This is a genomic window from Flavobacterium sp. KBS0721, assembly GCF_002007065.3.
In the GTDB taxonomy this organism is placed as follows: domain Bacteria; phylum Bacteroidota; class Bacteroidia; order Flavobacteriales; family Flavobacteriaceae; genus Flavobacterium; species Flavobacterium piscis.
In genome coordinates this window covers 1,386,203-1,399,132 of record NZ_CP042170.1, presented here as the reverse complement: position 1 = coordinate 1,399,132, position 12,930 = coordinate 1,386,203, and the positions used below count along the sequence as shown (strand labels likewise).

Annotated in this window: 12 protein-coding genes; 9 read left to right on the top strand and 3 right to left on the bottom strand. The window is 30.5% G+C overall.

From position 1 onward, the window contains the following. Nucleotides 1-14: 14 nt before the first annotated feature. From B0M43_RS06240 to B0M43_RS06225, 4 genes are all read left to right on the top strand, one after another. Entirely contained in the window at nt 15-347 is a 333-nt protein-coding gene (locus tag B0M43_RS06240; protein ID WP_078006460.1) for a hypothetical protein, read from the top strand. An 18-nt stretch (nt 348-365) separates the two neighbouring features. Beyond that, on the top strand, nt 366-668 hold the full coding sequence (locus B0M43_RS06235) for a hypothetical protein (RefSeq protein WP_065451591.1): 303 nt from the start codon (nt 366-368) through the stop codon (nt 666-668). Between the two features lie 3 nt (nt 669-671). Next, nucleotides 672-2,222: a PepSY domain-containing protein gene (locus tag B0M43_RS06230; RefSeq protein WP_078006461.1), complete on the top strand. Its 1,551-nt coding sequence runs from the start codon at nt 672-674 to the stop codon at nt 2,220-2,222. 64 nt (nt 2,223-2,286) lie between these two features. Then, on the top strand, nt 2,287-3,402 hold the full coding sequence (locus B0M43_RS06225) for a PepSY domain-containing protein (RefSeq protein WP_078006462.1): 1,116 nt from the start codon (nt 2,287-2,289) through the stop codon (nt 3,400-3,402). Between the two features lie 231 nt (nt 3,403-3,633). Here the strand turns inward: B0M43_RS06225 and B0M43_RS06220 are convergent, their stop codons facing one another. Both B0M43_RS06220 and B0M43_RS06215 read right to left on the bottom strand, forming a co-directional pair. Then, nucleotides 3,634-3,981, bottom strand: a complete 348-nt coding sequence (locus B0M43_RS06220; RefSeq protein WP_065451594.1) for a toxin-antitoxin system YwqK family antitoxin — start codon at nt 3,979-3,981, stop codon at nt 3,634-3,636. Between the two features lie 210 nt (nt 3,982-4,191). Then, nucleotides 4,192-5,184 carry a TlpA disulfide reductase family protein gene (locus B0M43_RS06215; RefSeq protein ID WP_078006463.1) on the bottom strand — a complete coding sequence of 331 codons (993 nt, stop codon included), beginning with the start codon at nt 5,182-5,184 and terminating at the stop codon, nt 4,192-4,194. Nucleotides 5,185-5,341: 157 nt separating this feature from the next. Here B0M43_RS06215 and aspS point away from each other — a divergent pair, with 157 nt between their 5' ends. Continuing rightward, nucleotides 5,342-7,093, top strand: coding sequence for an aspartate--tRNA ligase (gene aspS, locus B0M43_RS06210; protein ID WP_078006464.1), 1,752 nt, complete (start codon nt 5,342-5,344; stop codon nt 7,091-7,093). Between the two features lie 150 nt (nt 7,094-7,243). Here the strand turns inward: aspS and B0M43_RS06205 are convergent, their stop codons facing one another. After that, nucleotides 7,244-7,558 carry a helix-turn-helix domain-containing protein gene (locus B0M43_RS06205; protein WP_078006465.1) on the bottom strand — a complete coding sequence of 105 codons (315 nt, stop codon included), beginning with the start codon at nt 7,556-7,558 and terminating at the stop codon, nt 7,244-7,246. Between the two features lie 218 nt (nt 7,559-7,776). On the opposite strand from B0M43_RS06205, the gene B0M43_RS24415 reads away from it, so the two are divergent. From B0M43_RS24415 to B0M43_RS06185, 4 genes are all read left to right on the top strand, one after another. Continuing rightward, entirely contained in the window at nt 7,777-7,926 is a 150-nt protein-coding gene (locus tag B0M43_RS24415; protein WP_168199929.1) for a hypothetical protein, read from the top strand. A 795-nt stretch (nt 7,927-8,721) separates the two neighbouring features. Next, complete coding sequence (locus B0M43_RS06195; protein ID WP_078006467.1) at nt 8,722-9,861, top strand: hypothetical protein; 1,140 nt, start codon at nt 8,722-8,724, stop codon at nt 9,859-9,861. Then, a complete protein-coding gene (locus B0M43_RS06190; RefSeq protein ID WP_078006468.1) occupies nt 9,858-10,661 on the top strand; it encodes a tol-pal system YbgF family protein in 804 nt (267 codons plus the stop codon). Before B0M43_RS06195 ends, B0M43_RS06190 begins: the two co-directional genes overlap by 4 nt. Nucleotides 10,662-10,737: 76 nt before the next feature. Continuing rightward, the gene (locus tag B0M43_RS06185) at nt 10,738-12,930 is read left to right on the top strand and encodes a peptidase domain-containing ABC transporter (RefSeq protein WP_078006469.1); all 2,193 of its coding nucleotides are present in this window, start codon (nt 10,738-10,740) and stop codon (nt 12,928-12,930) included.

The following is a 12,930-nucleotide window of genomic DNA, read 5'->3' as shown; positions in this document are numbered from 1 at the left end:
AATTCTATAAAATTATGATAACAATAGCAAGTCTCATCGTTTTTTTAGCTTTTTACACTCTTTATTACACCTCAAAAAGAGCTACTTTATCTTATGACTTAGGTTTTGAGAAATGGATGAAAAGTAATCCTAAGGCAACCAAATATATGGGTTTAGGACTTCTTTTATTAGCGTACGCTCTTTGGTTGTTCACACAATCACTTTGCTGCGGAACTTTAATGTTTTTTATTCAGCTAATGACCATTGGAAGTTTGATTATTATTCTGACTCCATTAAAAAAAATTAGCCCATTCGCTATTATTGCTTTATTTGTAATTGTCGCTTTAATAGAATTTTATTACAACTAACTTATTTCTAACCAAAATATGCCAGCAAATCCAAAATATCTAACCCAATCTAAGTGGCAACGATTTGCCAAAATTACAGCTGCTATAATTGGCGGCTATTTTGTTTCAGTCAGTTTTCATTTGGCTTTAGCATCCTGGTTCAACCGTGCTAATATCCTTATAACAATGGCATTTAGCGGATTCATTCTTTGGGTAGCGCTTATGATAATTGCTTTCCTGGCAAAAAGCGGATTGAAAATTTGGGGTATTTACCTACTCCTTACCCTGGTTTTTTCACTCTTCATTTATCTTGGTCAAACTTACAATCCGATAGCAAAATAAACTATGAACAATCGTAATTATAACATCTATTTTCACACGCATACTGTTAGCGGAATTGTTATTAGTGTAGTCCTCTTTGTGATTTTTTTCGCAGGATCTTTTTCTTTTTTCAGGGATGAAATCAACAATTGGGAAAGAAATGAATCTACTGCAATTACAAAGGAAATTCAGTTAGACTATAATACCGCTTTAAATAAATTAGATAAAGAATACGTTTTACACGGCAGAAACATTACGATTTCTAAAAACAGTAACGAAAGAAGAGTTGCCGTTTATATGGAGGGTGCCAAAGATACTTTGGCTCCAGCCAAACAAAAAGAAGGAAGCTTTTTTTATCTTGACACCAAAACTTTTAAAACATTCACTTACGAACAATCTTATTCATTAGGTGAATTTCTTTACCGATTACATTTCCTGGCTCAAATTCCATATCCGGTGGGATATTATCTTTCCGGCTTTATTGCTTTATTTTTCTTATTTGCAATCATAACCGGTGTTTTATTGCATTGGAAAAAAATCGTTTCGAACTTTTATATTTTCCGTCCAAAGGAAAAATTAAAAACATTATGGACAGATGCTCATACCGCTTTAGGAATGATTGGCCTGCCTTTTCAGTTTGTTTATGCTGTGACAGGGGCATTTTTTATGATTAAACTTTTGATTGTTGCTCCTGCTGTAATGACATTATACAAAGGAGATCAGGATAAATTATATAAAGAACTGGAATACAGTGATCCCGAATATAAATTTGAAAATAAAAAATTAGCTACACCATTTAATATTGATGGTTTAGTAGCAAAAGCCAAAAGCAATTGGAAGGATTTTGAGATTACCCGTGTTGTTATTCAGAACTATGGCGATGCGAATATGCATGTAGTTGTTGAAGGAGAAATGCCAAGTCACAAAAAATTTACAGGAATAGGAAAAGTGATTTACAGAATTGCTGATGCAAAAGAAATTGCCAGAAAGAATCCTGTTACGCAAAACAACTATCTTGATGTTGTAAAAAATGTTTTGTATAAAATACATTTTGGAGACTATGGCGGTTACGCTTTAAGAATCGTAAGCTTCGTTTTGGGTATTATTACTTGTTTTGTCATCATTTCGGGCGTAATGATTTGGTTAGTTGCCAGACAAAAAAATAATTTACCTGAAAAGAAAAGACGTTTCAATGCTGCCGTTGTTCGTATTTATTTGGCAATCTGCCTGAGTATGTATCCTATTACCGCACTTGCGTTTATTGTTACTAAAATATTTTATCCGTTAAGCCAAAATAATCTATTTCTGGTTTATTTTGGAGGATGGTTAATTCTAGCAATCTTTTTTATTCTTAAAAAGAATGATGCCTTTACCAATAAATTCTGTTTAATTTCGGGCAGTATTTTAGGATTTCTAATTCCAATTACAAACGGAATCGTATCTGGAAACTGGTTTTGGAACTCGTTTATGCACAATCAGATTCAGGTTTTCTTTATTGATGTTTTCTGGATTATTTTGGCTTCGCTAACACTTTACGTCGCGTATCATTTAAAACCAAAAAAAGTAGCTTCTTAAAAATTAGCTTAAATAATTTGCCCTCTATTGATTTAGCATATACTTTTACGCTTTATTCAAAAAAATGGGTTTTAAGAAACAAATACGTTTTCTACATAAATGGCTCGGATTAATTTCCGGGCTTATTGTTTTTATCATCAGTATTACGGGTTGCATTTTTTGTTTTCATGACGAAATAAAAGACATTACGCGAAAAGAATGGCGATTGGTTGAACCTCAAAACCAACCTTTTATACTTCCATCTGTTTTACAGGAAAAAGCAAAAGAAATTCTTCCGAATTACAAACAATCAATGGTTTCTTTTTACGGAAAAGACAGATCTGCGATTGTTTACACCTATTCTGATACCGAAAACAGATATCTCTACTTTAATCCCTACACAGGAAAATATTTAAAAACCGAAGATCCGGCAACTGATTTTTTTATCATTGTTGAGTACATTCATTTGTATTTGCTTTTGCCTGATTATATTGGGAAACATATTATTGGCGGTGCAACAATTATTTTTATTCTTTTATTAATTTCGGGAATTATTCAGTGGTGGCCAAAACGCCGAAGCGATATCAAACGAAGTTTCACTATAAAATGGTCTGCAAAATGGCGTCGTGTAAATTATGACTGGCACAATACAACTGGATTTTATATTGCGATTATTGCCGCTATTATTGCGATTACAGGTTTAACTTTTACTTACGAATGGGTGGGAGATGGTATTTACAAAACCTTCAACTTTGGCGGAGATAAAGCATTAGAAACAAAAGCACCCATAATTGACACAACAAAGTTTGAATACAATACTTCGGCAGCAATAGATCGGGCTCTTTATCAAACCATGAAAAAAAATCCTGAAGCTGAAATGTTTTACGTTATGCTACCGCAAAAGAAAGGCGATATAATAAATACAGGTGCTTATCCGCATGCTTTAAGATACGATCACCAAAGCAATTATTATTTTCATCCTTACCACGGAGAATTAATGCAAAGCCAGACTTTCGACAAAAAGAGTTTGGGTTTACAGGTTGTAGAAATGAATTACGGAATTCATACCGGACAAATTTTAGATCTGCCGGGAAAAATTATTGCTTTTATAATTAGTTTAATTGCGGCAGCTTTGCCCGTAACTGGTTTTGTAATTTGGTACGGAAGAAAAAATAAATCCTGTAAAAAAATTAAGGCCTAAAAAAATTTAACCACAAAGAGCGCAAAGTTTTTTTATTTATAGGATTCTATATAAACGCAAAGTTCGCAAAGCTATAATTATAAAGCTTTGCGAACTTTGCGTTTGTTATCATAACGATAATATAAAAACTTTGCGCTCTTTGCGGTTAAAATGATTAGCCAAACACAATATTTACTGATCCAAAAAAAAAACCGCTAATTAAAGCGGTTTTCTAAATTATTCGAAATTGTATTAATTTCTATTTGCTAGAGCATTTTTTTGTAAATTCTTAACTGAAGCGATTTTGCTGTTTTCGTAAGCAACCTCGCAAAGGTTTTTTTCATTAAAGAAAATCCATTTTCCAGTTTTCAATCCGTCTGTGTACTCTCCTACGGCAACTTTATTTCCTTTTTCATCATAAGATACCCAAACACCATCTAATTTTCCATCTTTAAAAAAGCCTTCTTGTTGTACTTGACCATTTTCATGGTAGTAAGTAGCTTTTACTTTGTTTCCAACAGCTTCTAATTCAGGTTTTATCTCTTGTGCAACTAAAATTCCAGAGAACAATATTGCAACTAAAATTACACACTTTTTCATATCTTGAGGTTTTAATGTTATCAAATCGTTATCAAATATAATTAATTGTTTACATTAAAAAAACTTTTACTTAACAATTTGGTAACATTGACTAAAAGCTTAACATTGGAAATTTAACTAAAACAAAAAAACCAGCGCTTAAGCACTGGTTTTACTGGGTTTTTATAAAAAACACAAATTTACTACAACGTTATAAATTTGGTAAATAAATTACTTCAATAATGCGTCTAATTTCGTTTGAAGCTCTGGAGAGGAAGGTCTGTCAGCATCTGCACTTAAAACATTTCCTTTTGGATCAACAATAATAAATCTCGGAATTCCGGTTACACCATAACTCGTTACAAATTCAGATTCCCAGTCTTTATCTGCAAATAATTGAATTCCGCCCAAATTTTTGTCGGTTACAAACTTTTTCCATTTTTCATTGTCTTTCAATTTATCAATCGAAATACTCACGAATTCAATATTTTTTCCATGATACTTTTCCTCTATTTTTTGCAAGTATGGAATTTCTGCTCTACAAGGCGCGCACCATGTTGCCCAAAGATCAATGTATACATATTTTCCTTTAAGGTCAGAAAGTTTTGTCTTTCCTCCTTTATGATTATCATAATCAAATTCAGGAGAAGGTTTTCCGTTAAGTTTATTTGCTTTGGCTACCCTTTCGTAATTCTCAACAGAGTATTGGTTAAAATGCTCAAAATTACTTTTCATCGCAGTAATAAATTCCGGATCATAAGATCCTTTTGCCAAACTTTCTATGTCTGCCTTTTTCTTAGCCTCAAATAACAGCGCAAACTCAGCTGGTTCTTTTGAAAAAGCTTCTTCAAATTTTTCATTCCTTAAAGCTTGTTGTGCCATAAAATTACTTTCATCTACACCCTTACCTTTATATATAATCGTTTCGTCGAATTCTTTAGCATTCATTGTCAGGTTTACTTCAGAATTTGGTTTTAGGTATAAATTAGAAGATTCTGTCCCGTCAGAAAACATATAAAACCCTTTTGGAGCATCAAAATTGGCTGCAAAAACCTCTTTTTTATTAATTGGGATTACTTGTTTAAAGTTATCCCTTCCTTTAATTACTAAAGTATCGCTATTTCTATTGGTAATTTTAGCCGTAAATTTAATTTGATTTTTGGTTTGACCTATAACATTCAAAGCGCTAAAAATCAACAGACCAGTAACAAAAAGTTTGTTCATATACATTAAAGTTTGTTTTTAGTGATTCAAATCTAAAGAAATTACAGGTCTCAAATTTAAGAATTAACAAAATATTTCAAATTATTGAGCATCTAGTGATCACTTTACTACATTAATTTGAATTTTGTGTTTACTTTTGCAGTCTAAAATTTTGATCATGTATAGAAGTCATAATTGTGGCGAATTGAACGCCTCAAATATTAATACGGAAGTTACACTAGCGGGTTGGGTTCAAAAATCACGCGATAAAGGATTTATGAATTGGGTTGATTTACGCGACCGTTACGGAATTACACAACTTATTTTCGACGAAAGTCGTACTGATAAAACTGTTTTTGAATTGGCAAAAACTCTTGGTCGTGAATTTGTAATTCAGGTAAAAGGAACTGTGATTGAGCGTGAAGCCAAAAACAAAAATATTCCGACTGGTGAAATCGAAATTTTAGTTACTGAATTAACAATTTTAAATGCAGCACTTACGCCTCCATTTACAATTGAAGACGAAACTGATGGCGGAGAAGATATCAGAATGAAATATCGTTACTTAGACATCCGAAGAAATCCTGTAAAAAACAGTTTGTTATTCCGTCATAAAGTCGCGATGGAAGTTCGTAAATATCTATCTGATTTAGATTTCTGCGAAGTTGAAACGCCTTATTTAATTAAATCTACTCCTGAAGGAGCAAGAGATTTCGTTGTACCAAGCCGTATGAACGAAGGTCAGTTTTATGCTTTACCACAATCGCCACAAACCTTCAAGCAATTATTGATGGTGGGCGGAATGGATAAATATTTTCAAATCGTAAAATGTTTCCGTGATGAAGATTTACGTGCAGACCGTCAGCCTGAGTTTACACAAATCGATTGCGAAATGGCATTTGTGGAACAAGAAGACATTTTGAATGTTTTTGAAGGATTGACAAGACATTTATTAAAAGAAATTAAAGGTATTGAAGTAGACAAATTCCCAAGAATTACCTATGACTATGCCATGAAAACATACGGAAATGACAAACCGGACATTCGTTTTGGAATGGAATTTGGTGAGTTAAACGAATTTGCACAGCATAAAGACTTCCCTGTATTTAATGCTGCAGAATTAGTAGTTGGTATTGCTGTTCCGGGAGCCGGAAATTACACTCGTAAAGAAATCGACGGATTGATTGACTGGGTAAAACGTCCTCAAGTTGGTGCATCAGGAATGGTGTACGCAAAATGCAATGACGACGGAACTTTTAAATCATCTGTAGATAAATTTTATGATCAGGACGATTTAGGACAATGGGCAAAAATTACAGGAGCAAAACCTGGCGATATGATTTTTGTACTTTCAGGACCGGCAAACAAAACACGCGCGCAACTTTCTGCACTTCGTATGGAATTGGCCACTCGTTTAGGATTGCGTAAACCGGAAGAATTTGCTCCGTTATGGGTTGTAGATTTCCCATTATTAGAACTTGACGAAGAAAGCGGACGTTATCATGCAATGCACCACCCGTTTACATCGCCAAAACCAGAAGATATGGCCTTGTTAGAAACCGAACCTGGAAAAGTTCGTGCTAATGCTTATGATATGGTATTAAACGGAAATGAAATTGGTGGAGGATCGATTCGTATTCACGATAAAGCGACTCAACAATTAATGTTCAAATATTTAGGATTTACAGAAGAAGAAGCAAAAGCACAATTTGGTTTCTTAATGGATGCTTTTCAATTTGGAGCACCGCCACACGGAGGTTTAGCATTTGGTTTAGACAGACTTGTTGCTATTTTAGGAGGTCAGGAAACCATTAGGGATTTCATTGCATTTCCAAAAAACAATTCCGGACGTGATGTTATGATTGATGCACCTGCAGCAATCGATGATGCTCAATTGAAAGAATTACACATCAAAATTGATTCAATATAAATTCTTAGAGTTTTAAGAATCTCAAAAAAGGAATTCTCAAAACTAAAATAAATGTTTGAGAATTGAATGTTTGAGATGTTATTTTAGAAATCTGAATAAAAAATAGAAAAAGAAGCTGTTTCACGAGTTGGGGAACAGCTTCTTTTTTTATTACTCTTTTTTAAGCAAAATAATTTCCTGTTTCAATAATGAATTCTGTTCTTTCAATAATTCAATTTTATTTTCTAAAGATTTCAGCAAAACATCTTGATCTGTATAATTATTTTTTTGTTTAGCTCTTAATAATACCGAAACATCTACCTGCAATGCGGCGGCAATATTTATTAGAATTTCAATATCAATTTTACATCTATTATTTTCAATTTTAGAATATGTTGATTGACTCACTCCTATTTTCTCAAATACTTCTTCTGCTTTTATATCTTTATCTCTTCTGTATTTTCTAATGTTTTCACCAATACTCATAAATAAAATTTAAATTATTTTACAAATATATAAGTAAATTCGTATAAATAAAACGATATTCTTTTAAAGAATTATTTATTCTTATTATGATATGCAGTTTTTAAACTAAAATCCACAAATTTGAAGTATAAAATTATTCTTACTAATATAGTTAACTGCAGTAACTCATTATAAAGTAAGTCTAAGTTATTTATTAATCAACTAAAAAAATAAACAAAATGAGTAAATTAAGTTTAGAAGCTTTAAAAGAAAAAGCAGAAGCAGTTGCTTCAGAAGAATTATTGGAATCAATTTCAGGAGGTACAATGTCTAATTGCCATACTCTTGCCCAAGATATGGCTGACTTTGTTAATTTTTGGTTCTATTAAAACATTAAAATTTATAAAAGTAAATAAAACCTTGGAATTAATTTTCCAAGGTTAAATAAAATAAATAAATGATTAAAACTTTTTTTGAGGATTTTAAAAATGTTTTCAGTAGTCCGGACTTAATTTGTTGCAATAATAATAAGTTTAAAGAATCTATTAGCTACTTCCTAATTATTCAATTTTTCTTTTTTGTTACTTCTTTTCTAACATTCATAATTGCCAATAAGTTTAAACTTATTATTCATTATGACAGCCTTAAGTTTTTTTTTTTTAATGTTGTTATTATTGCACCTTTAAAAGAAGAACTTCTTTTAAGATCTTTCTTAAAGAAAAGTAAAATAAATATCATTTTATTTTTAAGCATGTTAACTTGTTTTTTTCTTGACCATAGTATAGATAACAAATTTATGATCTATGTGGTTAGCTTTTCATCCATTCCTATATATTATTTTCTGTTAAGTTTTTGTATAAAAAAAACTTATTTTTTGAAACCCTACAGCAAAAATCAATTATTGATTTTGGTTTATTCCAGTTCAATTTTATTTGGGCTGGCACACATTGTAAATTTTCAATTCAATATAAATGAGCTCTCAATTAAATTGCTTGTTTTATTGATAATAGTCTCAATTCCAAAAATATTTGGTGCATTTCTATTTGCGATGTATCGAATCAAATTTGGCATATTACCATCTTTCTTATTGCATGCTTTTAATAATTTATTAGGCTACTCTCTTATTCATTTATTAAAATAAAATTCTTTAAAAAAATAATTAAATTAATAAATCATTTTAAACTATGTTAAATATTCAATCTTGCCAAACCGAAATAATAAACACAATCAAATTACTTATATATAAAGAAAACCCAAGCTTATTAGAGAAAATAGATTTTGATGATGACACATTATTTCTTGAACCTTTGTTGTTTTTTTATTTTAATCAAAAAGTTGATTTTCTTTTACCAGATGGTCTTTTACCAGAACTTATACAAGGTTATTTTTTAAATAAATACGAGCTAAATATTAATCATTCCTTTTATAAAAATGAAATTACGTATCTGCCAAAATTAGGATACTTTAAAAAAAATGAAACAACTTTTTCTGATCCGATATATTTGATTGAAAACACGGATATTGAAGTTCTTAAATATTCAGGAAATTTGCTTCGGAATATTTTTACAGATATATCAGGAAATTTAATTTCTGATTGTGATATAATCCTTGACATTACATTATTTGAAAAAAATATAGCCTACTTAACAAATGCTGTAACTTTTATAAAAGAAAATTCAAATGATCATTTTCAGTTAATCGAAAAATGTTGTAAAAAAATATTACTTTTTAAATCAGAACCTACTAACACAAACTCATTTGCTAGTATAAAAGCTCATGGAATTGCATTTTTAAATGTTTATCAAGATGAATATGATGAAGTCTTTTTCATAGATGATATTGCCCATCAGACAGGCCATATTATTTTAACAACCTTATTTTACAATAGAAAGACCATATTTAAAATAAACGAAGAACAAGATGTTGAAGATATTTTAAAATTAAAAGATCATAGAACGATATACATCCTTCTCCATGCACTTTATACCTATTATACCACGTTTTTGTGTTTAGACAATTGTTTAAAAAACAACAAATTTAACAAACAGCAAGAAAAAGAAGCCATTGGAAGAATCGGTTTTTACTTGAACAAATGCTATTTTGATTTGAATAGATTTGAAAAAATAAACCTTTTTTATAAGGGCATAGATAATGTTTTAACAGAAGATGGTAAAGAAATATATAATTTAATAACGAGAAAGTATCTTGAGATTTCTCAAAAATGGCAAAGTACAACAAACAATTTTGATTATAGTAACCAACCTTACAACTTTACATTTAAACTTTTCGACAAACTAAATGCATTAGAAAGAACTCAGTTATGAAAAATATCATTTTAATTATCTTCATTAATATCACTCAGTTTATTTATCCTCAAAATAGTCCAGCAATTAAAAGGACACAAGATGCCATAATTCTGGAACATTTAACTAATTGTGCAGAGCGGTATAATTATAATTATCAAATGGCAGAATGGCAAAACTGTTTAGATAAGGGGTTAAAAAAAGACAGCACAATTTCTTATTTATGGCAACAAAAAGCAATGCCATATTTTAAAGCTCAAAAATACGAAGTTGGACTGCAATATATTGACAAAGCTGTTTTTTATGCCCCTCAAGAATGGCAACCTTATAGAGCTTTTATAAAATGCATTTTTGCTAAAATTTATAAAGATGCAATCATAGATTTTCAGGATTGCATAAACAAATATGGTAATGGATACATAATGGACCATAGTTATAGTTTTTATATAGGACTATGCTATCTACAACTAAATGAATATGAAAAGGCTGAAAAAATATTCAAAGAATACAACGATAATCTGTTCAAAAACAGAGATGGCTTAGAACATCCTACAGCATTATTTTATTATGGAATTGCAAAATATGAATTAAAAGAATGGACCGAAGCAATACTATTATTTGATAAAGCATTAAAAATTTATCCAACTTTTTCGGATGCAAAACAATACAAATCAATATGCATGATCAAATTAGGAGCAAATCGGGAGGAAATTAAAATCTTATTTACACAGGCAAAAGAGGATGCAAAATTAGGATATACCATAAATGAAGATAACACTATTTATGAATTCTATCCATATCAGGTAAGGTGGAAATTTTAATCACAAAACATTACTAATGATCTTAATCAATATTAACCAAAAAGAATATCTGCAATTGGCTTAAAAAATAAAAATAATGATTAAAAAAAAGTTTCCGCATTTCAAGCAATTAGATAATAAAGATTGCGGCCCAACTTGCTTACGAATGATTGCTAAATATCATGGCAAAACTTTTTCGCGAGAATTTTTAAGGGATAAAGCAAATATAACAAAGATTGGAGTGACAATGGCAGGAATTGCTGAGGCTGCCGAAACTATTGAAATGCGAACACTTGGAATGCGTATTTCCTTAGAAAGCTTAATAACTGAAGCTCCAACTCCATTTATTGTACCCTGGAGACAAAAGCATTTTGTTGTAGTTTACAAAACATCTAAAACAAAAATATGGATTGCAGATCCTGCCCAGGGTTTACTTACTTATTCTCATGAAGATTTCAGAAATGCATGGACAGATACGATAGACACAACAGGATTTATATTAATATTAGAACCTAACGCAAAATTTAATAAGCAAGATGATTATAAAGAAAACTCTAATGGCTTTTCTTTTTTATATCCATATTTTAAGCCATATAAAAAATTAATTTATCAAATTTTTATAGGATTGTGTATTGCCGCAATTATCCAATTCATATTGCCATTTTTAATGCAATCGATAGTTGATGTTGGTGTTAATAATCAGAATATCCCTTTTATTTATTTAATACTTGTTTCTCAATTTGTCCTTATTTTGTCACAAACTTTGGTTAGTGTTTTCAGAGAATGGATTTTAATACATATAACAAGTAGGTTTAACATAAAAATGATTTCCGATTTTTTATATAAAATGTTGAAATTACCTGTAAATTATTTTGAAACCAGAAATTCGGGAGAACATTTACAAAGAATTACAGATCATACTCGCATTCAAAATTTCATCTCTTCTTCAAGTTTGAACATGATTTTTTCAATAGTTACCTTCCTTATATTTAATGCAATTCTGGTTTATTATAATTTGACAATCTTTTTAGTGTTTTTAATTGCATCATCACTTTATGTTGGCTGGACTTTTTTCTTTTTAAAACAAAGGGCTGAACTAGATTTTAAAAGATTTGATCAACTATCTCAAAACCAAACGTCATTAATTCAGATTATAAATGGAGTTAAAGAAATTAAAATAAATAATTCACAAAGAAAAAATCGATGGAAATGGGAATTCAATCAGATTAGTTTATATAAAACCTCTTTAAGCACGCTAAAACTGGCACAATATCAAACCATTGGCGCAAACTTCATCAATGAATTCAAAAATATAATCATCACATTTCTTTCAGCTAAAGCTGTTATAGATGGTAATCTAACATTGGGAATGATGACTTCTATACAATTTATCGTTGGTCAGCTTAATATGCCATTAGGAAACTTTGTTTTATTTATTCAATCCTGGCAAGATGCAAAAATAAGTTTAGAACGTTTAGCACAGGTGCATTTAAGTGATGACGAAGATGTTCCTTCAACTCATAAGGCAAAAGAATTGCCCAAAGATAAATCGATTATTTTAAAAGATTTATCTTATCGTTATGGTGGAAAATCCTCTCCTTTAATTTTAAAAAATATTAATTGTATTATCCCCGAAGGAAAAACTACAGCCATCGTTGGTGCTAGTGGAAGTGGCAAAACTACTTTGATGAAATTACTTTTAAAATTCTATAATCCTACAGCTGGAAGTATAAATATTGGACCTGTCAATCTAGATGATATTTATAATGATTTTTGGAGATTAAACTGTGGAGCGGTTATGCAGGATACTTTTATGTTTAATGATACTATTGGCGGAAATATTTCAGAATCTGAACAAAATGAAATTATTAACAGAGACAAATTAAACAATGCTGCATTTGTTGCCAATATAGAAGACTTTATCGAAAAGCTACCTAATAAATACAATACAGAATTAGGTACATCGGGAATAAGATTGAGCGGAGGTCAGGAGCAACGTATTATGATTGCAAGAGCCGTTTATAAAGATCCTTTCTATTTGTTTTTTGACGAAGCTACAAGTGCTCTTGATGCCAACAATGAGAAAGTAATCATGGAAAACCTGAACAATTTCATACGTGGAAAAACAGCTATCATTGTTGCACATAGATTAAGTACTGTAAAAAGTGCAGATAATATTATTGTCCTTGAAAATGGAGAAATAGTAGAACATGGAAATCACAATGATTTGGTTAAACTAAAAGGTAAGTATTACGAATTAGTAAAAAATCAACTAGAATTAGGAAATTAA